The organism is Saccharopolyspora gloriosae (genome assembly GCF_014203325.1).
Lineage (GTDB): Bacteria > Actinomycetota > Actinomycetes > Mycobacteriales > Pseudonocardiaceae > Saccharopolyspora_C > Saccharopolyspora_C gloriosae.
Genome location: NZ_JACHIV010000001.1, coordinates 4390068 through 4415090, shown reverse-complemented (window position 1 = coordinate 4415090; position 25023 = coordinate 4390068). Strand labels below are relative to the sequence as shown.

25 protein-coding genes are annotated in these 25023 nt (G+C 70.4%); 9 read left to right on the top strand and 16 right to left on the bottom strand.

Annotation, left to right across the window (positions count from 1 at the left end):
- Positions 1–230: 230 nt before the first annotated feature.
- The 5 genes from BJ969_RS19440 to BJ969_RS19420 all read right to left on the bottom strand — a co-directional run bounded on the left by BJ969_RS19440 (position 231) and on the right by BJ969_RS19420 (position 4501).
- On the bottom strand, positions 231–1121 hold the full coding sequence (locus BJ969_RS19440) for a TIGR03619 family F420-dependent LLM class oxidoreductase (RefSeq protein WP_184480715.1): 891 nt from the start codon (positions 1119–1121) through the stop codon (positions 231–233).
- 13 nt (positions 1122–1134) lie between these two features.
- Positions 1135–1818: an HNH endonuclease family protein gene (locus BJ969_RS19435; RefSeq protein ID WP_221315880.1), complete on the bottom strand. Its 684-nt coding sequence runs from the start codon at positions 1816–1818 to the stop codon at positions 1135–1137.
- Between the two features lie 81 nt (positions 1819–1899).
- On the bottom strand, positions 1900–2427 hold the full coding sequence (locus tag BJ969_RS19430) for a DinB family protein (protein WP_184480713.1): 528 nt from the start codon (positions 2425–2427) through the stop codon (positions 1900–1902).
- 111 nt (positions 2428–2538) lie between these two features.
- Positions 2539–3096 (bottom strand): GNAT family N-acetyltransferase, encoded by a 558-nt coding sequence (locus BJ969_RS19425; RefSeq protein WP_184480711.1) that lies wholly within the window; start codon positions 3094–3096, stop codon positions 2539–2541.
- The gene (locus BJ969_RS19420; RefSeq protein WP_184480709.1) at positions 3089–4501 is read right to left on the bottom strand and encodes a helix-turn-helix domain-containing protein; all 1413 of its coding nucleotides are present in this window, start codon (positions 4499–4501) and stop codon (positions 3089–3091) included. Before BJ969_RS19420 ends, BJ969_RS19425 begins: the two co-directional genes overlap by 8 nt.
- Before the next feature lie 340 nt (positions 4502–4841).
- Here BJ969_RS19420 and BJ969_RS19415 point away from each other — a divergent pair, with 340 nt between their 5' ends.
- Both BJ969_RS19415 and BJ969_RS19410 read left to right on the top strand, forming a co-directional pair.
- Positions 4842–5069, top strand: coding sequence for a hypothetical protein (locus BJ969_RS19415; protein ID WP_184486161.1), 228 nt, complete (start codon positions 4842–4844; stop codon positions 5067–5069).
- A gap of 29 nt (positions 5070–5098) precedes the next feature.
- Complete coding sequence (locus tag BJ969_RS19410; protein ID WP_221315879.1) at positions 5099–5392, top strand: hypothetical protein; 294 nt, start codon at positions 5099–5101, stop codon at positions 5390–5392.
- A 270-nt stretch (positions 5393–5662) separates the two neighbouring features.
- On the opposite strand, the gene BJ969_RS19405 is transcribed toward BJ969_RS19410, so the two are convergent.
- The 3 genes from BJ969_RS19405 to BJ969_RS19395 all read right to left on the bottom strand — a co-directional run bounded on the left by BJ969_RS19405 (position 5663) and on the right by BJ969_RS19395 (position 8556).
- Positions 5663–6466, bottom strand: a complete 804-nt coding sequence (locus tag BJ969_RS19405) for a siderophore-interacting protein (RefSeq protein ID WP_184480705.1) — start codon at positions 6464–6466, stop codon at positions 5663–5665.
- A 17-nt stretch (positions 6467–6483) separates the two neighbouring features.
- On the bottom strand, positions 6484–7392 hold the full coding sequence (locus BJ969_RS19400; RefSeq protein WP_184480703.1) for a PDR/VanB family oxidoreductase: 909 nt from the start codon (positions 7390–7392) through the stop codon (positions 6484–6486).
- A gap of 471 nt (positions 7393–7863) precedes the next feature.
- Positions 7864–8556: an SDR family NAD(P)-dependent oxidoreductase gene (locus BJ969_RS19395; protein WP_184480701.1), complete on the bottom strand. Its 693-nt coding sequence runs from the start codon at positions 8554–8556 to the stop codon at positions 7864–7866.
- Between the two features lie 101 nt (positions 8557–8657).
- Between BJ969_RS19395 and BJ969_RS19390 the strand changes: the two genes are divergently transcribed.
- Together BJ969_RS19390 and BJ969_RS30640 are read left to right on the top strand one after the other, a co-directional pair.
- Entirely contained in the window at positions 8658–9494 is an 837-nt protein-coding gene (locus BJ969_RS19390) for a helix-turn-helix transcriptional regulator (RefSeq protein ID WP_184480699.1), read from the top strand.
- 53 nt (positions 9495–9547) lie between these two features.
- On the top strand, positions 9548–10288 hold the full coding sequence (locus BJ969_RS30640) for an AAA family ATPase (RefSeq protein WP_184480697.1): 741 nt from the start codon (positions 9548–9550) through the stop codon (positions 10286–10288).
- 15 nt (positions 10289–10303) lie between these two features.
- On the opposite strand, the gene BJ969_RS19380 is transcribed toward BJ969_RS30640, so the two are convergent.
- From BJ969_RS19380 to BJ969_RS19365, 4 genes are all read right to left on the bottom strand, one after another.
- On the bottom strand, positions 10304–11080 hold the full coding sequence (locus BJ969_RS19380; protein WP_184480695.1) for an MBL fold metallo-hydrolase: 777 nt from the start codon (positions 11078–11080) through the stop codon (positions 10304–10306).
- A gap of 102 nt (positions 11081–11182) precedes the next feature.
- Positions 11183–11809 (bottom strand): TetR/AcrR family transcriptional regulator, encoded by a 627-nt coding sequence (locus BJ969_RS19375; protein WP_184480693.1) that lies wholly within the window; start codon positions 11807–11809, stop codon positions 11183–11185.
- Between the two features lie 38 nt (positions 11810–11847).
- The gene (locus BJ969_RS19370; RefSeq protein WP_184480691.1) at positions 11848–12300 is read right to left on the bottom strand and encodes an ester cyclase; all 453 of its coding nucleotides are present in this window, start codon (positions 12298–12300) and stop codon (positions 11848–11850) included.
- A gap of 188 nt (positions 12301–12488) precedes the next feature.
- Positions 12489–13340 (bottom strand): MmyB family transcriptional regulator, encoded by an 852-nt coding sequence (locus tag BJ969_RS19365; protein WP_184480689.1) that lies wholly within the window; start codon positions 13338–13340, stop codon positions 12489–12491.
- 145 nt (positions 13341–13485) lie between these two features.
- Here BJ969_RS19365 and BJ969_RS19360 point away from each other — a divergent pair, with 145 nt between their 5' ends.
- Positions 13486–14394 (top strand): alpha/beta hydrolase, encoded by a 909-nt coding sequence (locus BJ969_RS19360; RefSeq protein WP_184480688.1) that lies wholly within the window; start codon positions 13486–13488, stop codon positions 14392–14394.
- 7 nt (positions 14395–14401) lie between these two features.
- On the opposite strand, the gene BJ969_RS19355 is transcribed toward BJ969_RS19360, so the two are convergent.
- The gene (locus BJ969_RS19355; protein WP_184480686.1) at positions 14402–14959 is read right to left on the bottom strand and encodes a TetR/AcrR family transcriptional regulator; all 558 of its coding nucleotides are present in this window, start codon (positions 14957–14959) and stop codon (positions 14402–14404) included.
- Positions 14960–15031: 72 nt separating this feature from the next.
- On the opposite strand from BJ969_RS19355, the gene BJ969_RS19350 reads away from it, so the two are divergent.
- Positions 15032–16021: an amidohydrolase family protein gene (locus BJ969_RS19350; protein WP_184480684.1), complete on the top strand. Its 990-nt coding sequence runs from the start codon at positions 15032–15034 to the stop codon at positions 16019–16021.
- A gap of 252 nt (positions 16022–16273) precedes the next feature.
- Here BJ969_RS19350 and BJ969_RS19345 read toward each other — a convergent pair whose 3' ends face one another.
- From BJ969_RS19345 to BJ969_RS19335, 3 genes are all read right to left on the bottom strand, one after another.
- Positions 16274–17827, bottom strand: a complete 1554-nt coding sequence (locus BJ969_RS19345) for a GMC family oxidoreductase (RefSeq protein WP_184480682.1) — start codon at positions 17825–17827, stop codon at positions 16274–16276.
- A gap of 20 nt (positions 17828–17847) precedes the next feature.
- A complete protein-coding gene (locus BJ969_RS19340) occupies positions 17848–19389 on the bottom strand; it encodes an APC family permease (RefSeq protein ID WP_184480680.1) in 1542 nt (513 codons plus the stop codon).
- A gap of 417 nt (positions 19390–19806) precedes the next feature.
- A complete protein-coding gene (locus BJ969_RS19335) occupies positions 19807–21297 on the bottom strand; it encodes an aldehyde dehydrogenase family protein (protein ID WP_184480678.1) in 1491 nt (496 codons plus the stop codon).
- A gap of 277 nt (positions 21298–21574) precedes the next feature.
- On the opposite strand from BJ969_RS19335, the gene BJ969_RS19330 reads away from it, so the two are divergent.
- The 3 genes from BJ969_RS19330 to BJ969_RS19320 all read left to right on the top strand — a co-directional run bounded on the left by BJ969_RS19330 (position 21575) and on the right by BJ969_RS19320 (position 24973).
- Positions 21575–22144 (top strand): TetR/AcrR family transcriptional regulator, encoded by a 570-nt coding sequence (locus BJ969_RS19330; RefSeq protein WP_184480676.1) that lies wholly within the window; start codon positions 21575–21577, stop codon positions 22142–22144.
- A 324-nt stretch (positions 22145–22468) separates the two neighbouring features.
- Positions 22469–23437 (top strand): cellulose-binding protein, encoded by a 969-nt coding sequence (locus BJ969_RS19325; protein WP_184480674.1) that lies wholly within the window; start codon positions 22469–22471, stop codon positions 23435–23437.
- A 156-nt stretch (positions 23438–23593) separates the two neighbouring features.
- Positions 23594–24973 (top strand): S28 family serine protease, encoded by a 1380-nt coding sequence (locus BJ969_RS19320; RefSeq protein ID WP_184480672.1) that lies wholly within the window; start codon positions 23594–23596, stop codon positions 24971–24973.
- Positions 24974–25023: the final 50 nt, after the last annotated feature.

Genomic DNA, 25023 nt, shown 5'->3' with positions numbered 1-25023 from the left:
GCTTCCTCGCTGCGGGATCTTTTTCCCAAGTGGCTCCGCCACGAGGGAAAAAGCTGTCCTCGCGAGGAAGCAGCTGAGAACCCGCGGGTGGTCACCTTTTCGACGTGGGCTATGTGCTTCGCACATACAGGCACGGCTTCGCCGCAAGGCAGGCTTGCTTCGCAGCCCAAAGCATGGCTTCGTCGGGAGGGGGCTTCGTGGCGTGCGGTGCGGTGGCTGCGGGTGCGGGGTCAGGTCGTGAAGGTGCTGTGGAAGCGGGCTGCGTTGTCGAGGAGTTCGGGGACCGTGGTGCAGGTGAACTGGAGGTCGATGAACGCCTCTTCGACGCCCAGTTCGGCTGCGGCGTGGAGGTAGTCGACGATCTGTTCCACGGGGCCCTGCACGGGGCGGGAACCTGGCGGGCCGAGTTCGGGGTTCACGCGCAGGACCGTCCTGACCGGGGGCAGCCCGGGGTCGCGGGGGTGTTCGCGCAGCGCGCGGAGCATGCGGCCGAGGGCGTCCAGCGGCAGTGCGATCGCGAGCCAGCCGTCGGCGCGGCGCGCGATGCGGCGCAGCGCCGCGTCCGAGCCGCCGCCGAGGTAGACGGGGATCTTGCCCTGCGGCTTCGGCTGGAAATCGCCCGCGCTGATCGTCCAGAACCGGCCGCGGTGCTCGATCGGATCCGGGCCCCAGGCCGCGTTGAGCACGTCGAGGGTCTCGTCGAGCCGCGCGCCGCGTTCCGTCCACGGCACCCCGGCGGCGTTGTACTCGTCGCGCGACCAGCTCAGCCCCAGCCCGGCGATGAGCCGCCCGGAGCTGAGCAGGTCGAGTCCGGTGAGGCCGCGCGCCAGCTGGATCGGCGAGTGCAGCGGAGCGCTGAGCGTGCTGGTGCCCAACCGGGGCAGCGTGGTGGCGGTGGCCGCGATGCTCAACGTCAGCAGCGGGTCGAGCCCGGCCCGCATCTGCGCGGGCATCGTCCCGTCCCCACCGGGGTAGGGCGTCAGCAGCTCGTACGGGGCGTGCACCCGTTCACCGGCCCAGAGGCCGTCGAAGCCCATGGCTTCGGCCTCCGCGGCGACGGTCCGCACGTGGTCCGGGTGGGCGAACGTCCCGAACTGCGGAAGTCCCAGCCCCAAGCGCATCCTCGCGCCCCTCTCAGCCGCAGGTGGCGAGCATTTCCTGCAACGCCGACTTCTCGGCGGTGGTGATGGACAGGCCGTAGGTGTGCTTCACGGTGACCCAGTCCGTGGAGTACTCGCACCACGCGGACTCGACGGGCCGCCACTTCGACGGGTCCTTGTCGCCCTTCGACCGGTTGGAGCGCTTGTCGGCGGCGACGAGCTGCGGGATGTCCATGTCGTTGGCGAACTGCTCGCGGCGTTCGTCGGTCCACTCGTCGGCGCCGCTGCGCCACGCGTTGGCCAGCGGCACCATGTGGTCGATGTCGACGTCGGAGTCGTCGGCGACGGTCTCGCCGCTGTAGGTGCTGACCCAGCTGCCCGATGTCGACTCGCAGGAGTTGTTCACCTGCACGTTCTCCCCGTCGCGGCGCAGCACCGCTTCGCGGGTGTTGCAGTTCTTCCCGGCGTCCGGCGCGGGGATCCAGTGCTCGAAGCTGTCGCGCGAGTAGCCGTCCATCGAGCCCTCGGGTTCGACCTTGAGGCCCGCGAGCTGCTCGGACGCCTCGCCCGCCGACGCGGTGCTGGGAGCGGAGTCGGTGGCGAGCACCCGGTCCAGCAGGCCGGATTCGAACACCAACCAGCCGCCCCCGATGATCAGGGCGGCCACGACGGTGATCCACATCGGCGTGCGTTGCTTCTTCTGCTGTCCAGTCGACATGCTCGCTCCGGCTCGGCGTTACTGTACGCAGCCCATTCGATCACGGAGCCGTGGGCGAGCAGTACCGCCGTGCGCGGGAGATCACGCCGTGGCCGGGGAGAACCGGTACAGGTCGCGCAGCAGGCCGATCTCACCGCCGTGGTGGAACAGCTCCCGGTTCAGGTGCAGCACGAGCGTCAGGTACGACCGGTCGGCATAAGGGCCTTCGGCTGCTCCGACGGGCTGCGACCAGCGGTCCGCGGGCATGTTCCCGATGCCGTCGCGCCACAGCTCGTGGTTCCGGTCCAGGTGCGCGAGCGCTTCGTCGGCGCTGCCCGGGTAGTGGTGGTGGTCGATCCGGTAGGAGCCGTCGCCGAAGTGGTTCGAGGCCCGCATCGCGAAGACGTGGTCGGCGATGTGGCACAACCGCCAGGCGATCGTCGTGAACGGCGCCGGGTCGGGAGCGGGGAACGCGAAGTCGAACTCCCAGCCACGTTCGGTCTCCCGCACCGACCAGCACCCGTCGACGGGTTCCCAGAAGTACTCCGCGTCGCTGAGCCCGTCCAGCCGCGGCCGCCACTGTCCCCAGTAGAAGTCGAGCTGATCCAGCACCTCACCCCGAAAGTCCATGCGCCGCAGCGTAATCCGCACCCCCGACACTCCGCCGATCGTCGGACGGGTCGGCCCACCGTGGGTGTTTCCCGCGCTGGTTCACGAAAGCGTGAGGGTGTGAAGGCGTGCTCAGGGTCGGAGGTCTTTGAGGAGGATGTCGACCAGAGGGGAGCCGGGCTGCGGGTTGTGCTTCTGAGCCACCTTGCGCCAACCCCAGCTGGCGTAGGCGTGCTGAGCCGCGGTGGCGGCGGGCCGCACGGTCAGGGTCGCGCGTTGCTCGTGTCGACCGTTGAGAAGCTGGTCGTGGAGCCGGGTGGCGGTGTGCCGACCCCGCCACGGTCGCCGCACGAGGAGTTCGGTCAGAGCGAAGGTGCGTCCCTCCGGTTCATCAGTGATCGACGGGTCCAGCTCACCGGTCAGGTCGCTCCACCACGGAGCGCCGGTCGGCATGGTGAAGCCGAATCCGAACCCGGCCATCTCGCCCGTTCCGGCGCGGGCCACGACGAGCGAAGCGCCCGCGCGCAGGTGCTGAACGGCGAACCGCTTCAGGAACAAGTCCACGTGCTCGTCGCCGTAGTGGTACGGAGCTTCGGAGAAAGCGTCGCGATAAGCCTCGCCGAGCTCTCCGGCGAGAGCTCCCGCCTGCTCGGCCGGCACGTGCTGGATCGTGATCGCGGGTTCAGGCATGGACGTCGCTCACCTTCTGTTCGCTCTGGTGCAGGTGTTCGCTCAAGCGAGCCGAAAACGCTCGCACTACGGCCAGATCACCGTAACCGGCAGTGAGGGTCTGGCTGTGAACTCGCAGGCGGTGAATCGCTTGCGGGGAGCTGATCGCCATGGCTCGGGTCAGGGCTCGATCGGCGAGCTCGGTGGATTCCTCGACCTCGCGTTGGGCCAAGCGCACTTTGCTTAAGCGCACATCATCGAACAGGCGGCTGCGCACCCGGTGCGCTGGACGAGCGCGGGCGGCGTTGACCGCGTGGTGCTCGGCCTCGGTGGCAGAAGACGTGGAACGCTCTTCTCCAAGCGCGAGCTGGATGTAGGCGGAAGCGGCGAGACTGTCGAGTTCGGCTCGATCCATGTATCGATTCCAAGATCGGTGGTCGCCTTGTGCCACTTGGTCGAACGCATCCATCGCAGCATCGACGGATCGTCGAGTGCTGGTCGCGTCCTCAGAACCGAATCTGGCGTAGGTGCACGCCTCGTGCCCAAGCAGTTCAGCCCGAACGAGGGGGTTGGCGGTCCGGGGGAGGGTTGCCAACGCAGTTCTCACCAAGCCGAGGCTGTCGTCGTAGTTGCCGAGGCTCTTGGACAGTTGCGCCATGTCACCCACGATCTTCGCCCCGAGCTCCACGTCGGTGGCCTGCTCACACGCGCGAAGTGCGAAGAGGAAGTAGCGCTGTGCGTTGGCGGGCAGGCTTGCGTCGTAGGTCATCCAGCCGACGAGCTGGGAGAGCTCGGCGGCGATGGTGAAGAGACGTCGACGCTCGGAAGCCGGACGCCGGTGCTGAATCGCGTCGATGACGCCGTGCAGTTGTCCCACCACGGCTTTTCGGTGGAGACCGCCGTGGCCGGACGCGTCCCAGTGACGAAAGAGCTCGACGGCGCGTTCCAACCCATCGATCTCCTCGGCCCCAACCTTTCCCGGTGCCAAGGAAGTGAGCGGGGTGGAAGCCGCCCATTGGCGAACCGGGATCACGAGTGCTGCTCCGGTCAAGAGCGTCAGGTTCAGGAATGTTCGGCGTGAAGCCATGTCCTCGCCGATGAACTCGCCGAGTTGAGCAAGCTCGACCTCCGGTGGATGCACCTGTTCGGCCTCAGGTTCGGGTGCCTGATGTGGGCCCTCTCGGTCGCGAAGTTCGCGGAACCGGTCGGCCACATCAGCCTCAGCGTGGCGCAGAGCGGTGTCGAGCGCCGATTGCATCTCCGGAAGCGGGGTGATCCGGGTGCAGCGTGCTTCCCATTTGTTGACTGTTCTCGGGTTCACCCCGAGCAGGGCGGCGAAGTCGGTGACGGTGAGCCGCAAGGACTGGCGGAGCAACTTCGCTTCGAGCCCGGTCCAACGAGTAATGGTCACAGTCTGATGGTCCACGATGACTCCCCGTGAAATCCAGTCATCGGCGATCGCGTACGCCATAAGTGCGTGCCGGGTACGTCTCCAGGCCGTTCCGGGGAGGACGAGCGCGCTGAATGCTGTGGGCACGGCGAGCTTTTCGGCCGTCGAGGGTCCGGCATGACGAGTCGGAACCGTGCGGACGCGAGGAACCGATTCGTACGAAAAGGAGGCCATGTCCATGAAGGTGTCGGCTAGGGGAGATGACCGTTCGGCAGCCGATCCGCGAAGCGAACCACGTAGTCGGTTTCTTCCGCACCTCGGTCAGCGTGACCGAGCCGTGAGCGGGCCGGTGCGGGTTCGGTTTCGGGGTGGAGTCGTGGGGGAGACGCGGCGGGTGGTGCACGTGGCGACCGGGCCGGTTCTGGGGGAGTACCGCGCGCTGTGCGAGGCGGTGCTCGGGGTCGATGAGGCCGAGGTCCTCGACGGCGTAACGGGCATGCCGTGCATGGCCTGCTCGCGGATTTTGGCTCTGGGAGAGGAGAACTCCGCAGGTCCCGCCGTGGTCGGGGTCGGTTCGGTGCCGCGCGTGGAGCCTGGTCCATGAGTTCGGATTCGGTTCAACGCCGGGCCTGGATGACCTCCGAATGGTGCGGGACTTGGCACGTGGTCGCGCGGGACGCGGCCGGGTCGGTGATCGTCGGAGCGTGCGGACATCCGATCAGTGGGCGGATGCGGCGGATTCTCGACGTGCCGTTGCCGAGCGACGGGCGGGAAGTGTGCGGTTCGTGCGTCGCCGTGGTCGTGGGCGGCGGGGTGGATCCGGAGCCGGTGCGCATCGCCGTGTTCCGCACCGCCTTGGCCGTCCTCGCCGAACGTCGTTCGTTTCGCGCATCGCGCGAGCAGCGGTGCCCCTCGAACGCTGCGTGACGGCGGGAGGTCCCCTGAACCGCGGCTCACCGCCGTGCCCCGACCAGCGGTGAGCCGCGCCTCGCCGGAGGCGCTCGTGACCCCGGACCGCGAGCGCCCCGGCGAGGCACCCAGACCGGCGTCCGGATGCCCCGGCGGACGTCGGTTCCGGCCGAGCGGTGCCCACCCTCCCCCGCACCGCTCGGCCGGTCCCGCTCGTGCGTCCAGGTGCGGGCCGTGGTTCGCGCGTTGAGGTGAAGAGGCGGTCCGGCCGCGTGCGACGTGTCGGGGTCAGCCGGGGCTGGAGCGGCCGTGGCGCCAGTAGCCGAAGAACGCGATGTCGGACTTCGGCACGCCGTGCTCCTGCACGAGGTGGCGGCGCAGGCCGGTGGGCAGCTTGGCCTCGCCCGCGGTCCAGGTGTAGGAGCGGCCCGGTCGCAGCGGGGCCCGCTTCGCCGCCGCGAGCGCGAGCGTTCCGGGGCGGTCGCCGCTGCCGTCGCGGGAGAGCCATCGCACGTGGACGCCTTCCGGCGCGATGATGTCGCGGCGGACGTCCCCGCTTTCCGGGACTTCCAAGAACACGTCCGCGACCAGTGATTCCGGGGCGTGCTCCAGGATCGCCAGGATCGCGGGCACCGCGCTCTCGTCGCCGACGAGCAGTTGCCAGGCGGCGTCGGCCGGTGGCAGGTAGGTGATGCCCATGTCGAAGATCCCCGCCGGATCTCCGGGGCGGGCCCGCCGGGCCCAGTCGGAGGCCGGCGCGTCGCCGTGCAGCGCGAATTCGACGTCCAGCTCGCCGAGCTCCGGGCGGATCCGGCGGACGGTGTAGTTGCGCACCCACGGGCGGCGGGATTTCGGCAGCAGGAGCAGTTCCGCCATCCACGCGTTGCCGGAGGACGCCGGCATCCGGAGCCCGTCCTGCCCGTCGCGAGGGAAGAACAGGCGGACCGCCTGGTCGTGCCCCGCGTTCTCCAGGTGCGCGATGTCGGGGCCGCCGAGGGTGACGGTGGTGAAGTTCGGTGTCGCGCGGGTGTTCGCGAGCACCTCCAGGGTGATCATCCGGCGGGTCTCGGGCGCGCGCAGTTTCGGGAGCATCGTCGTTCGTCCTCGGGTCACAGGTCCACGGTGAGGCTGGGGGAGGTGGCGCGGGAGACGCAGGAGTACACCCGGCCCGCCGGGGCGCCGATGTCGTCGCGGTGCTCGGGTTCTCCGGCCAGGACGGTGATCTCGCAGCTGCCGCAGACCCCTTCGCGGCAGCCGGAGGGAACCCGGCTCCCGGCGTGGGTGAGCGCGTCCAGCATGGACTCCTCCGGTGGGACCCGGACCGTTCGTCCTGATCGGACGCAGTGCACCTCGAACGCCGTGTTCGGCGTGAATTCCTTGGCAGCGGGGCGGAATCGTTCGACGTGCAGGCGTTCGGCGGGGAACGCGGTCGCCGCGGCGTCGAGCATCGGTGCCGGTCCGCAGCAGTAGACCAGCGCGTCCGGGCTCAGCCCGGCGGCGAGTGCCGCGAAGTCCGGCCTGGTCTGCGTCCCGGTGTCGACCAGCCGGACCCGGTCGCCGTGCTCCGAGCGGAGCTCGGCGGCGAACGGCATGCTCGCGGCGGATCTTCCCGCGTACACCGCCGTGAACACCGCTCCCGCTCCGGCTGCGGCGCGCAGCATCGGGCGTATCGGAGTGATGCCGATCCCGCCCGCGACGAACAGGTACTCGGGGGCGTCGACGAGTGGGAAGTTGTTGCGCGGCAACGACACGTCGAGCTTCCGGCCTTCGCGCAGGAACAGGTGCACGTACTCCGAACCGCCCCGGCTGAGCCGGTCGAGCCGCACCGCGACGCGGTAGCGCTCTCGATCGGCCGGGTCGCCGCACAGCGAGTACTGCCGGGTCAGCCGGTTCGGCAGCGGCAGGTCGACGTGCGCGCCCGGCGTCCACGGGGCGAGCGGGCCGTCCGCGCCGCGCAGTACGAGGGAGACGACGTCGTCGGCGACCCGTTCCACGCGGTCGAGGATCGTGTGCTGCATGGGTGCTTCACCTTGGTCGAGTGCGGATTCCGATGCGACGCCGCAGTCGAGCGGGGAGATGGCGGGTCTCGGCGCCTGGCGGGTGCACATCGACCACACGGAGCGGGACACGACCAGGAAGGCTCTTCGAGGCGCCGATGACCTTCGTACAAGCAGGTCATGGCCCAATTATGAGTAATTGTTCGCGTCGCGCGCTACTCGCTTTTCGGGCCGCCGGGCCGCCGCGTCGCGACAACTGAGGAGCGTCGGCTCCAGCCGCGCGAACGGCCGCGTCACGTCCGCGCGGAACTCGTCCGGCGGCGCTTCCGTGCGGCGGCTGCTCACGTTCGCGCCGAGCGCGGTCCGCCACCGGCCGGGTCGGGCAGCGGGGTGGAACGCGGCCCACCCGGTGCGCGCCGGGTGGGCCGCGTTCGGGGCGACCGCACGGATCGGAGCCCGAGACGTCCAGCCGGCCCCGGACGTCGGCTCACGTCACCAGGGCAGCGAGCCGTGCACGTCGAAGTAGCCGCCGGTGGGGCCGTCCTGGCCGATGCGCGCCATCCGCACGATGATCTCCGCGCCCTCCTGGACGCTCTGGGTCCCGCGGTGGTCGTTCAGGTCGGTCGCGGTGAAGCCCGGTTCGACGCTGTTGACCCGCATGTGCGGGAACGCCTTGGCGTACTGCACGGTGATCATGTTGACCGCGGATTTCGACGCGGGGTAGGCGAGTCCGGGATAGCCGTGCATGGGCGTGCCCGCAGCGCTGACGAGGGTTTTCGAGGCGAGTCCGCTGCTCACGTTCACCACGACCGGATCGGCGGACCGGTGCAGCAGCGGCAGGAACGCGTGGCTGACGCGCACGATGCCGAACACGTTCGTCTCGAACAACCGCCGCATCAGATCGGCCGTGACCTCGGCGGTGGGGGTGGGGGCGTCTTCGATGCCCGCGTTGTTGATGAGCACGTCGAGTCCGCCGTCGGCTTCGACGGTCTTCGCGGCGGCCGAGACGGACGCGTCGTCGGTGACGTCCAGCACGAGGGGTCGTGCTCCGATCCGCTCGGCGGCCGCTCGCCCGCGTTCCGGATCGCGCGCGGCCGCGTACACGGTGTGGCCCGCTTCGACGAGCCGGCGTGCGGTTTCGTGACCGAGGCCCTTGTTCGCCCCGGTGATGAGTGTCGTCGTCATGCCCCCAGGTTCGGTCCGGCCACCGGGGCCAGCCAGGAGTCCGGTCTTCCTGGGACCACCAGTGCCAGGTCGTCGGCAGCGGACCGGCGCACAGTGGGGGCATGGCGACGGAGGACTTCGGACGAACGGTGCGGCGCTGGCGGGATCGGGTGAGCCCGGAGTCGGCGGGGTTGCCCGCCGGTGGTCCGCGGCGGGCCGCGGGACTGCGCCGCGAAGAGCTGGCGTTGCTGGCCGGGATCTCGGTGGACTACGTGACCCGCCTCGAACAGGGGCGGGCGCGGAACCCGTCGGGGCAGGTCGTGGAGGCGCTGGGGCGGGCGCTGCGGCTGTCCGGGCACGAGCGCGAGCACCTGTTCCGCGTCGCCGGTCTCGCGCCGCCGGGACGCGATGTGGTTCCCGCCCGGATCACGCCGAACGTGCAGCGGATGCTCGACAGGCTGGCGGGAACGCCGGTCGCGGTGTTCGACGCCGCGTGGACGATGCTGCTGGCGAATCCGCTGTACGCGGCGTTGATGGGCGATCCGTCGGGGTGGCGCGGCCACGAGCGCAACGCGGTGTGGCGCAACCTGGTCGGCCCCGGCGGCCGGGTCCGCCACACCCCGCGGGGTCGCCGCGAGTTCGAGGCCGCGCTGGTCGCCGACCTGCACGCGACGGCGGGCAGGTACCCGGCGGATCCGCGGTTGCGCACCCTGATCGGGGAGCTGCGCCGGCGCAGCGACCGGTTCGCCGAGCTCTGGGATTCCGGTGCCGTCGCCGAGCACGACGCCTCGCGCAAGACCGTCGACCACCCGCGCGTCGGGCCGATCACGCTGGACTGCGACGTGCTCAGCGTCGCGGGAGCCGACCTGCGCATCATGATCTACACGGCTGAGCCCGGCACGGAGGACGCCGACCGGCTCGAACTGCTGGCGGTCCTCGGTACCCAACCGGTGTCCTAGCGCGCTGTGGCATCCTGGATCGAACAGGTGTGCGGCGACCTTCGGGAGGTGCGGTGTTCGTTCGGCGGGCGCGGGTCCGGGAGGCCCACCACCCCGAGTCGTGGCGGTCGTGGCCGTTCTCCGTTCCCTGCGTGCGGGACGTCGCGGAGAACGGGGTCACGTTCACCAAGCCGGTGACGATGCTGGTCGGCGAGAACGGGTCGGGGAAGTCGACGCTGGTCGAGGCCATCGCCGAAGGCTTCGGGCTCGACTCCCACGGCGGCAAGGCGGGCCGCAAGTACGCGAGCAGCCGGCCCAAGACGCCGCTCGGCGAAGTGCTCGAACTGGAGACGACCTCCGCCGGAGCCAAGATGCGCGCCGGGTCGCGAACCGGGAAGCGGGGCTTCTTCCTGCGCGCGGAGACCGCGTTCGAGATGATCCGCAACCTCGCGGGCGCCCCCGGTTACTGGGACGCCGACACCGTCCGGATGAGCCACGGCGAAGGGTTCCTCGCCGTCTTCCACCAGATGCTGGGGGCGCGGGGTTTCTACGTGCTCGACGAGCCGGAAGCGGGCCTGTCGTTCAGCGCGTGCCTGCGGTTGGTGGCGCTGCTGCACGAGATCGGGGAATCCGGCGCGCAGGTCATCTGCGCCACCCACTCACCGATCCTCGCCGGAGTGCCGGGCGCGGACGTCCTCGAAGTGGGTGAGCACGGGCTGCGGCGCACGACGTGGTCGGACCTGGACCAGGTCGACCACTGGGCCCGCTACCTCGCCAACCCGGACGCCTACCTGTGCCACATCGTCGACCGGTGACCTCCGGGCGGGAGGTCAGCCCCGCATCTGCTCGAACAGCACCGGGTCGTGGGCGCAGATGATCGCCAGGTCCGGGTCGCCCCGCTGGTGCAGCTCCGCGAGGCGGGCGTGGTTGTCGCGGACCCGAGCCCGGTCGTGGGCGATGGCGGCCTCCTGCACCCGCAGCGCCGCGGGCACCGAGCCGCCGTCGAGCGTGTTGCGGTGGAAGAACGCGTCACCGGCGTGCAGCACCCAGTGCTCGCCGGCGTCCACCGCGACGGCCGCGTGCCCTCGGGTGTGGCCGGGCAGCGGGATGAGCACGATGCCGGGGGCGATGCCGGTGAGCTCCTCCGCCGCCGCGAAACCTCGCCACGTTTCGCCGTCGGCGCCGTGCTCGACGAGGTTCGGGTGGTGCGCCCACTGCACCGGCCGGTACCGGGACCGTTCCTGCCCGGACGACGGGCTCAGCGCCCCCGCCGCCTCGGCGGAGGTGAGGTGCACCTGGGCGTCCGGGAAGTCGGACAGGCCGCCGATGTGGTCGGAGTCGAAGTGCGTGAGCACGATGTGACGGACGTCGTCGCGGCGGAATCCGAGCCGTTCGACCTGGTGGGCCGCTGTTTCCTCGGAGTCCAGGACCGGTCGGTTCAGGTGGCGGATCATCCCGAGGCGCTGCGCCGGCGCGGCGATGTCGCGCAAGCCGAACCCGGTGTCGACGAGCGCCAGCCCGCCGTCGGTCTCGATCAGCAGCACGTGGCAGATCAGCGGTGCGACCAGCGAGCGCATGGTGCCGCAGTTGAGGTGGTGCACCTTCACGAGGGCCTCTTCCCGTGCTCGGCCGCGCTCCGGCGCGGTCGTTTTCCGGTGGCTGTCAACGAAACCCTAGGTCGACGGGCGGGGTTGCGGAGGGCGTTCCGCTCAGGGCGCATCGGTCGCCAGCCGCGCGGTGAGCAGCCGTTCGACCTCCGCGCGGCACGCGCCGAGGTCCACGGTGTCGTCGATCATCGATTCCAGGGCGACGCCGCGCAGCATCCCGATGAGCACCGTCGCGAGGCCGTCGGGGTGCACCGAGTCCGGGACCTCGCCGGTGCTCCTGCCGCGTTCCAGCACCGCCGTGATCTCCTCGCGGAACACGCGGTCGGCCGTGGTCATCGCGGAACGCGCGTCGGGGGAGTCGGTGGCCACCGCGTCGGCCCACAGCACCAGTCGCGCCCGGTGCGTCGCGGGCAGGTCGGCCACGACGTCGAAGTAGGTGCCGACCAGGCTCAGTGCCGCGTCGAGCGGGCTCGCGGGGAGCTCGTCCGGGCGCAGCACTTCCCGGAACCGGTCGGTCACCGAGTCGACGAGCCGCCGCATCAGCGCCGGTTTCGAACCGAAGTGGTGCGTCGCCAGGCCCCGGCTGTAGCCGGCCCGCTGACCGATGGCCGCCAGCGTCACCTTCGACGGCCCGACCTCGCCGATCAGTTCCGCCGCGGCGTCGAGCAGGCGGCGTTCGGCCTCGTCGCGCCGTTCCTCCTGGGAGCGGCGGGATTCGTGGCGGCTCAACGGGATTCCTCCTCGGTGGTGTCAGGGCGACGCCGCGATCACAGTTCCTGGCCGACCAGGGCGAGCAGTTCGCCGCGGCCGATCTGGTTCACCAGGCTCGCGCTGTCGAAGTAGACGCGTTCGTTGACGATCCGGTCCTCCTCGAAGAAGAACACGGCGATCACCGGAACTCGGAAGGACTTCCCGGTGGGCGGCATGCCGTAGAACTCGCCGAGGTTGGTGCCGAGCAGGTCGAACTCGACGATGATCGTCTCGTCGGAGACGTGCGTGCGGACGTTGTCGTGGCGCTGGTCGGGGAACGCCTCGCGGGTCGTGCGGTAGTAGCCCATGACCGCTTCCGCGCCGTCGAAGACCTGGCCGGTGGGCATGATCTCGTAGTGCGGGTGCCCGTGGAACGTCTCCAGGGTGAGGTCGAACTCGTGGGTGACCTCGGTGTTCATGTGCTCGTCGATGATGGCGAGGCGGCGGGTGCGGAGCTCGTCGGAGATCATGGCTTCCTTCGGGGGAGTTCGTGGCGGGGTCCGCGGCCGGTCGTCGCGGCGCGAGGACGACGACCGGCAGCGGAGTTCTCCGGAACTTACTGGTTGATCAACAAGTTACTTGGGTTCGGGTGTCCCGTCAACGACGATCGACGGCGCGCGGACCGGATCGCCTCGGAGTCCGGAAACCCCTGCGGCGCCTAGTGTTCGGCCTCGTCGCGCACGCGCGCGGCGAGCAGGCGCAGGCCGTCGTCGCCGGGAGTGCCAGGCTCCGCGGTGAGCGCGATGAGCTGCTGGCCGGGATCGGTGGCGCAGGTGAGCGTCGACCAGTCGAGCGTGAGATCTCCGGCGATCGGGTGGCACAGCCGCTTGGCGCCCTCGCTGCGCACGGCGACCTCGTGGGCGCCCCACCACCGCCGGAAATCCGGATCCAGCGCCGAGAGCTCGCCGACCAGCTCGGCTAGCGCCGGATCGTCCGGATCCAGCGCGGCCTCCATGCGCAGCTGCGCCGCGCAGGCCTGCGCAGTGTGCTCCCAATCCGGGTACAGCGCCCGGAAGGCCGGATCGGTGAACACCAGCCGCACGAAATTCCGCTGCTGCGGCGGAATCCGGGCGAAGTCGAGGAACAGCGCGGCGGCCATCGGGTTCCACGCGAGCACGTCGGTGCGGCGGCCCAGGACCACGGCCGGCGTGCCGGTGAGGTCGTCCAGCAGCCGCCGCAGCTGCGGCCGGGCCTCCTGCACGACCCGGTGGCCGGGCGGGGCGGCGTCCTTGCCGGACAGCCCGAACAGGTAGGCGCGTTCGTCGTCCCCGAGCCGCAGGACGCGCGCGAGGGCGTCCAGCACCGGTTCCGAAGCCTGCCTGCGGCCCTGCTCCAGGCGGGTGTAGTGGTCGGTGCTGATCGAGGTCAGCGCGGCCACTTCTTCCCGGCGCAGGCCCCGCACCCGCCGCCTGCCGCCGGAGCCGGGCAGCCCCACCGCGGCGGGACTCAGCTGCCCGCGCCGGGCCCGGAGGAAGTCGCCCAGTTCGCTGCGGTGCGCCGCGTCGGTCATGCCACCAGTCTTGCAGCGAGCGGCGGGCGGGTCCTGGGACAGCGCTGTCCTAGGACACGACCGGCTCTGCTCGCGGCGTCCGATCCGGGCGAACCTCGACGCGGCGGCAGTCGCCGCCCGCGAAGCCCTCCGTCGGAAGAAGCGCATGAAGACACCGGTCACCTTCCCCAGCAGCGGTCTCGCCCTCGCCGGGGTCCTGCTCACCCCGGACGACCGCCCCGCCGAACGGCTCCCGGGCCTCGTCATCTCCCATCCCGGCGGCGGGGTGAAGGAGCAGAGCCCGACGATCTACGGCGAACGCCTGGTCCGCGAAGGGTTCGCCGTGCTGATCTTCGACGCCGCCTACCAGGGTGAGAGCGAAGGCGAACCGCGCGGCACGGAGGACCCTGCCCAGCGCGCCGAGGACATCCGCTCGGCGGTGAGCCACCTCGGCACCCGCCCGGAGATCGACCCGGAGCGGATCGGGGCACTGGGCATCTGCGCCTCCGGCGGCTACGTCCCATACGCCGCGCAAACCGACCGGCGGATCAAGGCCGTGGCCACCGTCAGCGCGGGCGACTTCGGCAAGGTCCTCCGTGAGGGAATCGACGGCAAGCAGGACCCCGCGGTGCTCGACGACCTGCTCGCCCGGGCCGGGGCGCTGCGCACCGCCGAGGCGCGGGGCGAGGAGCCGCTGCGAGTGCCGTGGGTCCCGGACGAGATGCGGGATTCCGCGTCCCGCCAGGACCGGGAGACCTGGGAGTACTACCGCACCGCGCGCGGCGCCCACCCGCGCGCCGGCGGCACCCGGTTGGTGCGCGACCTCGACCGGGTCGCGCTGCACGACTCCTTCGCGATGATCGGGCTGCTCGCGCCCCGCCCGCTGCTGATGATCGCCGGTTCGGAGGCCGAGACCGCGCACCACAGCCGGGAGGCGGTCGCGGCGGCGACCGGACCCGCGCGGCTGCACGTCATCGAGGGCGCCACCCACGTGGACCTCTACGACCGCGACGAGCACGTCACCCCCGCGGTGGCGGAGCTGGCAGGCTTCTTCGCCGAACACCTGGCGGCCTGACCGGCGTTCAGCGGGACAGGTCGACGTCGTCGCCGAGCGCGGCGGTGATCCACGGGCGGACGGTGTTCTCGACCTGCTCCTCGGAGATCTCGGCGAGCGCGTCGAGCTTGAGGAAGTGCCGCGCGATCGTCAGCCCGAGGATGCTGCTGACGGTCAGCGCGGCTCGCAGTTCCGCGTCGTCGTCCCCGCCGCGCGCGAGGTTCGCGGTCCGTTCGTCGAGGAACTCCCGCATGGCCGCCGTCGCCTCCGGCGCGGTGAGCATGGACCGCACGAGCGCGCGGGTTTCCGCCGGGAGCTCGCCCAGGCGGACGTCGAGGACGTCGAAGAGGTGCTCGGCGACGTCGTGCCCGGTGCTGTCGCGGGGGAGCCGGATCGCGATGGCGAAGAGGTCGTTCTTCGAGCCGTAGTGCTGGATGACCAGGGACGGGTCAACTCCGGCCCGGTGTGCGATACCGCGGACGGTCGATCCTTCCAGCCCGTGTTCGCCGAACTCGTCCTGGGCGGCTTCGAGGATCTGCTGAGCGGTGGCGGCGCGTTTGGCCGCGCGCGTCTTCGGTTCGTCCACGCGCTTCACTCTACATCCGTTGAGCGAACCTGCTATGCTCGCTCAACGCTGCATGAGCGAAAGGGGGGTGCGTTGAGACTCATCGCGATCGAGGAGCACTGGACCACCGAGGGGATCGACCGCGCGCTGCGCTCCCGACCGGCGGGTGCGCGGGACGAGAGCGTGGTGCTCAACGACCGGGGCGACATCCCCGAGCGCCTGCTCGACATCGGCGACCGGCGGATCGAGGCCATGGACGCGGCGGGCGTCGACGTGCAGATCCTCTCGATCGCCCCGCCCGGGACGCACGGTCTCCCGGCTCGCGAGGCGATCGAGCTCAGCCGGGACGCGAACGACCAGGTCAGCGAGGCCGTCAGGCGCCATCCGGCTCGGTTGCGGGCGATGACGACGTTGCCGATGTCCGACCCGGAGGCGGCCGTCGCCGAACTGGAGCGGATCGCGGGCGACCCCGCGCACGTCGGGATCATGTCTTACGGCCGCAGCGGCGAACGACCGCTGGACGACCCCGCCAACGACGACCTGCTCGCGACCGCCGCGAAAGCGGGCAAGCCGATCTTCCTGCATCCCCAGATCCCGCCGGACGCGGTCCGGGAGGCGTCCTTCGGCGGATTCGACCCGATGACCGGCCTCGCGCTGGCCACCTTCGGCTGGGGATGGCACGTCGAGGCGGGTCTCGCGGTGCTGCGCCTCATCGTGCGCGGCACGTTCGACCGCCACCCCGACCTGCAGGTCGTGCTGGGGCACTGGGGCGAGATGCTGCTGTTCGCGCTGGACCGCGTCGACGGCCTGTCGAACGTCGCGACCCACCTCGAACGGCGCGTCGCCGACTACTTCCGGACCAACATCCACATCGCGACCAGCGGCATGCTGGCGCCGCGGCTGCTGCGCCACGCGCTGGACTACACCAGCACCGACCGCATCCTGTTCTCCGGCGACTACCCCTTCCACCGGGTCGACGCCACGGCCGTCGGCGGCTTGCTGAACGAGCTCCCCGACCCCGGGGACCGGCGGAAGATCACGCACGCCAATGCGGAAGCGCTCTTCGGCCTCGCCGACCCGTGACCCGGTCGTGAACGCGCCCGGCCCCCGAGGCCGCCCGCTCAGCGATCACGGTGACCGGCATCCGGAGAGCCGACCGCCGCAGCGCGGACCCGAACGCGAGACGGCCCCTCCGGAACGGGGGCCGGAAAGGCCATCTCTCTCGCGCCACGACTGGGGCGCTCGAACAGAATGATCTTTCGATCTTCGTCGTGTCAGTGGCGAAGCCGCTGAGGTTCCGCCACCCGACCCGCTAAGCAGGTCAGGACGGATGCCTCACCCCGCGTTGTCCTCCTTGAGGAGGTCGGAGCACTTCTCGCCGATGGCCATGGTGGTGATGTTCGGGTTCACCGCCACCAGGAACGGCATCGCCGAGGCGTCCGCCACCCGCAGACCTTCGACGCCCTTCACGCGCAGCCGCGCGTCCAGCGGTGCGTTCGGGTCGTCGTCGGCGCCCATCGGCACCGACGCGGCCGGGTGGTACACGGTGTTGTGCGTCTTGCGGATGTAGTCGGCGATCTCGTCGTCGGTTCGCACGTCCGGGCCGGGGTGCAGCTCGGCGCCCGCCCAGCCCTGCATGGCCTGCTGCGACACGATCTCCCGGGCCAGCTTGATGCCGTGGGTCATCACCCGGATGTCGTGCGGGTCGGTGAAGTACCGCGGGTCGACGCGCGGCTTGTCCCGGAAGTCGCGGGTGCGCAACCGGACGGTGCCGATGGAGCGGCTGCGGGTGACGTTCGGCGTCAGGCAGAAGCCGTTCTCCGTCGTCGGGTAGCCCTGCCGCGCGGTGTGCATGTCGAACGGCACCGAACCGTAGTGGAACATCAGGTCCGGCCGGTCCAGTCCCGGCTCGGTGGTGGTGAAGATGCCGATCTCCCACCACTGGGTCGATTCGGTGGGCATCGGCTGCTTCGCGTCCCAGCCGATGACGCCCTCCGGGTGGTCCTGGAGGTTCGAGCCCACGCCGGGGGAGTCGACGAGCACGTCCACGCCCACCTCGCGCAGGTGCTCGGCCGGGCCGATGCCGGAGAGCATCAGCAGCTTCGGCGTGTCGATGGCGCCGGTGGACAGCACCACCTCGCGCCGCGCCCGCACCGTGCGGGTGTGGATGAGGTCGGGGTCGAGGTAGTGCACGCCGGTGGCGCGCTTGCCGTCGAACACGACCTTCTTGGCGCGCACGTCGGTGCGCACCTCCAGGTTCGGGCGCTTGCCGATGATCGGGTGCAGGTAGGACACCGAGGACGACGAGCGGGTGCCGTCCTCGCGGGCGTTGATCTGGAACCAGTTCGCGCCGTGCGTGACGGTCTTGCCCGAGTTGAACTCGGTGATCGGGATGCCCGCCTGCTCGCACGCCTGGAGCAGCGCCACCCCGGACGGGTCCTTCGGCGGCACGCTGCGCAGCGTCACCGGGCCGCTGCGGCCGTGGTGGTCGCCGGGGCCGTCGTTGGTCTCCAGCCGCTTGTACAGCGGGAAGATGTCCTTCGCGCCCCAGCCGGTGGCGCCCATCCGCTCCCACTCGTCGAGGTCCTCGGCGGGCGCCCAGAACGCGATGCACGAGTTGTGCGAGGAGCAGCCGCCGAGCACGCGGGCGCGGGCGTGGCGCATGTGCGAGTTGCCCTGCTCCTGCGGCTCCACCAGGTAGTCCCAGTCGTAGCCGGATTCCAGCAGTGCCATCCAGCGGTCCAGCTCCAGGATCGCCTTGTCGCCCACGTCGGACGGACCGGCCTCCAGCAGGCACACCGTGGTGGACGGGTCCTCGGACAGTCGTGCGGCGACCGCGGCACCCGCGCTACCGCCGCCGACGACCACGTAGTCGAACTCTTCGGTCATGGTCACAGCTCCGTTTCCGCTCAGGACAGGGCAGGTTTCGGGTCCTCGGTGTCTTCCGAAGCGTTCGCGGCGTGGTCGGCGAGCACGCCGATGCGGTGCCGCTGCACGAACCAGTAGTAGGCGAAGCCGCCACCGGCCGTGATGCCGACGAACAGCACCGAGATCCACTGCAGGTACCAGTGGAACGGCGGTTCGGCGTTGTAGACCTCGTTGCGCGGCCAGGCCAGGTTCACCGTCATGCCGAGGCCCCACAGCACGGCCGCGATGTTGACCGGCAGACCCCAGCGGCCCAGCGAGAAGCGCCCTTCCTGCTTCTCCGACGACCACTTGCCGCGCAGCCGGGCCACCAGCATCGGGATCGTCACCAGCAGGTAGGAGATGTAGATCAGGATGATCGCGAGGCTGGTCACGGCGGAGAAGATCTGCGGCTGGCCGATGTTGAACACCAGCATCGCCACCGCCAGCACGCCGATCACGATCGCCGGGATCACCGGAGTCTGGAACCGCGGGCTGACCCGCGCCAGCTTCGAACCGCCGGGCAGCGCGTTGTCGCGGGCCATCGCGAACGCGATGCGGATCGCCGCGGTGTGCACGGCCAGCACGCACACCGTGATCGCCACGAACACCACCAGCAGGAACAACCTGCCCACCAGCGGGCCGAGCGCGTCGGTGAGCACGAACTGGAGCCCGTCCTCGGTCAGCTGCGGCGCGGTGAGGTCGCGGGCGGCCATCAGCGCCAGCAGGATGATCAGCCCGCCGAGCACGAACGACGCGATCAGCGACCGCAGGATCGCCTTCGGCGCGTTGCGGTGCGGGTCGATCGACTCCTCGCCCAGCGAGGACGCCGTGTCGAAGCCGTACATCACGTAGGAGGAGGCGATCGCGGCGACGAGGAACGCACCCAGGTAACCGCTGCCGCCGTAGGCCGAACCGGTGCCCTGCGTGTCGAGCACGACTTCGGGTCCGCGGGTCGCGAACACCGCCAGCACCAGGATCAGCAGCACCGCCGCGACCAGTTCGATCGCCACGCCCGCGCTGTTGATCCGGGCCATCAGCTTCACGCCGAACGCGTTGATCAGCGTGGTGAACACGATCAGCCCGGAAGCCAGCAGCACCCCGTTGGCGGCTTCCGTCGTGCCCGATCCGTCACCGATGACCTGGAAGGCGCCCCAGATCTGCGGCAGCGTGTGCTGGTAGGCCAGCGCCGTCGCCGCGATCGACACGATCGAGGCCAGCAGCATCATCCAGCCCGCGAGCCAGGCGACGTGCTTGCCGCCGAGCCGCTTCGACCAGTTGTAGATGGACCCGGCGATCGGGTAGTGCGAGGCCAGCTCCGCGAAGCTCAACGCCACCATCAGCTGGCCGAAGAAGACCATCGGCCAGGACCACCAGTAGGCGGGACCGCCGAAGGACAACCCGAAGTACGACAGCTGGAAGGTGCCGGTCAGCACCGAGATGTAGCTGATGCCCGCGGCGAACGTGTGGAACGACCCGAGGGTCCTCTTCAGTTTGTTGGTGTAGCCGAACTCGCCGAGTTCGGCGTCACCGGAGGGCGCGCTCATGCCCTAACTCCTTTCCCGCGCTCGCCGCCTCGCGGGCTGCGAGGCCGAACAACGGGTGGTTGTTGCGCAACGAAGTGGTACTGCCGAAATCCTGCGACCCCGTGCCCGCGCAGGGCGACCGCCCGAGCAACGAAGCCCGACCAGCGGCAAAGCCGTGCAGTGGGCGGGCGAAGCCGTGCCTTGCGGCCGAAGGCCGTGCCTTGGGCGGCGGAGCACGCCTGCCTTGCGGCGAAGCCGTGCTTGTATGTGCGAAGCACATAGCCCACGTCGAGAAGCCGACCACCGGCGGGTTCTCAGTTGGCCTCTCGCGAGGACAGCTTTTTCCCTCGTGGCGGAGCCACTCGGGAAAAAGATCCCGCAGCGAGAGGCCAACTGAGGTTCCGCTACCCGCCCCCAGAGCACGACGAGCCGTGGTCCTTACCGCCCGTCAAACCACCTAGGAGGAACAGGGCGGAGGTTCTGGTGGATGTGTTTGGCCTCCTGGTACTCGCCGAGCCCGGTGGGCCCGAGCTCGCGTCCGATGCCGGACTGCTTGTATCCGCCCCATTCGGCCTGCGGCAGGTAGGGGTGGAAGTCGTTGATCCACACGGTGCCGTGGCGGAGCCGGTGCGCGACGCGCTGCGCCTTGCTCACCTCGGAGCTGAACACGGCGCCGGCCAGGCCGTAGTGGGTGTCGTTGGCGATGCGCACGGCGTCGTCCTCGTCGGTGAACCGCTCCACGGTCAGCACCGGGCCGAAGGATTCTTCGACGACCGCGTACGAGCCCTGCTGGACTTCGTCCAGCACGGTCGGCAGGTAGTAGTGGCCGTCGGCGTACTGCTCGCCTTCGGGGCGGCGGCCACCGGTGCGCAGCACGGCGCCTTCTTCGACGCACTTCTGGACGTAGGCGTCGACCTTCTCCAGGTGCGCGGCGGAGATCAGCGGGCCGGTCTCCGCGTCGGTGTCGTAGGGGCCGCCGATGCGGATCTTCTCGGCGCGGCGCACGACTTCGTCGACGAAGCGGTCGTGGATCTCGTCCTGCACGATCAGCCGGGCCCCGGCGGAGCAGACCTGCCCGGAGTGCAGGAACACCGCCATCAGGGCGTAGTCGACGGCGGTGTCGAAGTCGGCGTCGGCGAACACGACGTTGGGGTTCTTCCCGCCGAGCTCCAGCGCGACCTTCTTCACGGTGGCCGCCGCTGCCGCCGCCACGCGGCGCCCGGTGTGCAGGCCGCCGGTGAACGAGACGAGGTCGATGTCGGGGTGTTCGGACAGGACGGCGCCGACTTCGGGGCCGGTGCCGAGCACGAGGTTGCCGACCCCGGAGGGCAGTCCGGCCTCGGTGAGGGCGCGCATCAGCAGGATCGCGGTGCTGGGCGTGAGTTCGCTGGGCTTGAGCACGAAGGTGTCGCCGGCGGCGATGGCGGGAGCGACCTTCCACGCCACCTGCAGCAGCGGGAAGTTCCACGGCGTGATCATTCCGCACACGCCGACGGGTTCGTAGCGCACGCGGCTGAACGAGTCGGGGGAGCCGGTGTCGATGACGCTGCCGCCGTCGGTGCCCGCGATCTTGCCGAAGTAGCGGAAGCAGCCGGCGATGTCGTCCATGTCGTATTCGCTCTCCACCAGGCGTTTGCCGGTGTCGCCGGATTCGGCGCGGGCGAATTCGTCCTTGTCCCGGACGAGGATGTCGGCGACTCGCAGCAGCAGGTCGCCGCGGTCCCAGGCGGAGGTGTTCGCCCAGGCGCCGTCGTCGAAGGCGCGGCGGGCGGCGAGCACGGCGCGTTCGGTGTCGGCGCGGTCACCTTCGGAGACGGTGGTGACGAGGGTGCCGTCGGCGGGGCTGTGGATTTCGCGGACGCCGCCGGCGGCGGCGGGCTGCCAGGTCCCGTCGATGAACAGCGTGCTCGGGCCTTCGGTATTCGACATAGGTGTCCCTGCTGGTCCTTTGGTCCGTTCGGGTCTCAGTGCGGCGCGTGGTCGCGCGGGCGGCCGGTGCGGGCGCGGGCCGATTCGTTCTCGGCCGGGGCGCGGCGGGCCTGGCTGCGTTGCCGACGGACACTAGCACCGGCTGTGTACATCTGTACATCAACAGCGTGTTCGAGGCGGTCGGCGCACCTCGGTTCAGGCGTTTGACCAGTACCGACGCCGCCAGGGTGACATGGCGCGCAACGCTGCGGGCGGCGCGCATGGCAGGCTTGCGGGCATGTCGACGACGGAGTCCGCGACCCGCCGCAAAGATCCGGCGCGCAAGGAGCGCATCGCGCGCGCCGCGATCGCCGTCGTCGCCGAGCGCGGTATCGAGAAGCTCACGCACCGCGCCGTCGCCGCCGCGGCCGACGTGCCGCTGGGCTCCACGACCTACTACTTCCGCACCCTCGACGACCTGCTGGCAGAGGCGCTGCGGCACTCCGCGCAGGACGACGTCGCCGAACTGCGGGCCTGGGCCGCCGCGATCGACGCCGGTGCCGAGCTGGCGACCGCGCTCGGGGACCTGGTGCTGCGCTACCTCGGCCCGGAGCGCACCCGGACGGTCGTGCAGCACGAGCTCTACATCGCCGCGCTGCACCGCCCGGCTCTCGCGCACGTCAGCACCGAATGGGACGCGGCTCTGGTCGAGCTGTTCACCTTCTATACCGATCCCGTTACCGGAAGGGCACTTTCGGCGGTTTTCTGCGGGCTGCTGCTGCAGGGCATCGTCCGCGAGTCGGTGCCGAGTCGAGACGAAATCGAAACCACTTTTCGGCGAGTGCTGCTGCCGGTCGGAAATCGCTGATGTAGCAACGTTTTTCGGCGTCCGGCCCCAGGTGTCGCACCCGGATTTCCCACCGGTTTCGGAAAACCGATCAGTTGATCTTATGAGTGCTGCGGGTGAACAATGGTCCGCAGCGATCCGTTTCACCGTCGCCCGCCGGGTGACCGGGCAGGCAATGTCGTCTCAGCAGTGTCGTCGCGCCAATGTCCGGGTGCCGCCAGGTTCCTACTGGCGGAGCACATCGTCGGGTGATTCACCGGTGTACAACGGACATTGCCGCGTCGGGGCGTGGCTCGCTCCCAGCAGGACAACTGATGATCAACACATTCTCAGTGGGGTGAGACCGTGGGCTACCACAACGAAGATCGTGAACTGGTGCCGCTGAAGTCCGATTTCGACACCGTCTGGTACGGCTATCGCCGCTCCCAGGTGCGTTTTTACATCCAGCAGACCGATGCCGAAGTGCGGATGCTCACCGAAGATCGGGACGCCGCGCTCAGCCAGGTCAGCGACCTCTCCGCGCAGCTGGACCAGGCGCGCTCGGAGATCGAGGCGCTGCGCGCCCAGTTCGACGAGGTGTGCCGCACGCCCGTCGAAGAGGCAGGGCTGTCCGACCGGCTGCGCCGGATGGTGCGGCTGGCCCACGACGAGGCCGAGGAGGTCGTCTCCTCCGCGCAGGCCGCGGCCGAGCACGAATGGGCCCGCGCCGAGCAGTCCGCCGCCGAGCTGCGCGCCCGCTACGAGAACCTCGTGGCCGAGGCCGACCAGTGGCGCAGGCAGTCCGAGACGCAGCGCAACGAGGCGCTCGCCGAGACCCGGCGCGACATCCAGCGCATGGCGCGGGAAGCCGAGACGCACCGGCGCAAGCTCGACCACGACGCCGAAGCGCGGCGCACCCAGGTGGAGAACGACTTCGAGATCTCCATGGCGGCCCGCCGCGACGAGGCCAACCGGGTGCAGGCCGAGCGCGAGCAGCGCAGCCGGGACGAGGCGCGCCGCCGCGTCCTGGAGGCGACCGCCGAGGCCGAGCGCCGCATCCGGCGTGCCGACGAGCACTCCGACGCGATGCTGCGGATGCGCCAGGACCTGGCGAAGCGGGTCCGCACCGCGCAGCAGATCATGAGCGACGCGGAGCCGTTCCTCAGCGACATCGAAGCCGGGGCGATGACCGAGTCCTCCGATTCGTACGCGGCGGGCGTCGTGCACGGCGGACTGCTCGACAACGACCCGGACGTCGAGGTCCCGCGCCAGCGCACCAAGCCGGCCGACGCCGAGGCACCCGAGGCGGAGGTCGCCGAGGCCGTCACCGGCTGATCGGCGGCACCGAGCAGGACTCGGAAACGCCATCCGGGGTGAGCCGGACCGACGATCGGCCCGGCTCACCCCGGATGCGGCTCCGCTCGCGGGCTACCGCGTCCGTGCGATCGGCATTAGGTTGGTCGCTGCCGGTGATCAGCGGGAGGGGCGCGGATGCGGATTCGAGGGTGGCTGTCGGTGCTGGCCGCGGGATGCCTGCTGCTCGCGGGCGTTCCCGTCGCGGGCGCGAGCCCGCCCGACGACGTGCGTTCCCGGCTCGACGCCGTGCCCGGCCTGACGGTGCTCGGTGAACGCCCGACGGAACCCGGCTTCCGGCTGTTCGACCTCACCTACGCCCAGCCCACCGACCACCGCGACCCGGCGGCCGGCGGATTCCAGCAGCGCCTCACCCTGCTGCACCGCGACCTCGCACGGCCCACGGTCCTCTACACCACCGGCTACAACCTGCCTGCGAAGGCGAGCCGCACCGAGCCGACCCGGCTGCTCGACGGCAACCAGGTGGCGATGGAGCACCGCTTCTTCACCCCGTCCCGACCCGGCCGGCCGGACTGGACGGACCTGAACATCTGGCAGGCCGCCACCGACGAGCACCGCGTCATCGAAGCGCTGCGCGCGGTCTACGCCGACCGCTGGGTCACCACCGGCGCCAGCAAGGGCGGCATGACCGCCGTCTACCACCGCCGCTTCTACCCGCGCGACGTCGACGCGACCGTCGCCTACGTCGCGCCGAACGACATCGTCAACGAGCGCGACCGCTACGACGAGTTCCTCGCGAACGTCGGCGACGAGTCCTGCCGCGCCGCGCTGACGGCCGTGCAGCGGGACGCGCTGACCCGGCGCACCGAGCTGCGGGACCGGTTCGCCGCCCACGCGGCGGCGGAGGGGCTCACCTTCGACCGCATCATCGGCGACGTGGACCGGGCGCTGGAGGCCGTGGTCGTCGACGCGCCGTTCGCGTTCTGGCAGTACCGGGGACAGCAGGACTGCGCGCGGATCCCGGCGCCCGGCGCGAGCCTCGACGACCTGTGGACCTTCTTCGACGAGACCGTGGAGTTCTCCTCGTACGCCGACCAGGGCCTCGACCCGTACGTGCCGTACTACTACCAGGCGGGCACCCAGCTGGGCTGGCCCGACGTGTCCGACGAGCCGCTGGCGGACCTGCTGCACCACCGCGCCATCGGAGAACCGCGCAACTTCGTCCCGCGCGAGATCGACATGCAGTTCCGGCCCGGCGCGATGGCCGACGTCGCCGCGTGGGTCGCCTCGCAAGGCTCGGAACTGATGTTCGTCAACGGTTCGGCCGACCCGTGGAGCGCCGAGCCGTTCCGCCTAGGCCCGGGCAGCCGGGACTCGTACGACTACCTGGTGCCGGACGGCAACCACGGCTCCCAGATCGAAGACCTGCCCGGCGCCGAACGCACCGAGGCCGAGGCGACACTGCGCCGCTGGGCAGGCGTGGACCAGGCACCGGCCAGGCTCACCACACCCCTGGACCGCGACGACCTGCCCCGGACTCCGCCGCGGCTTCCTTGATTTCTTGCCCGCCCGGTCGTTTTGCTTGGGTGGTCGGGTGGCGGAACCTC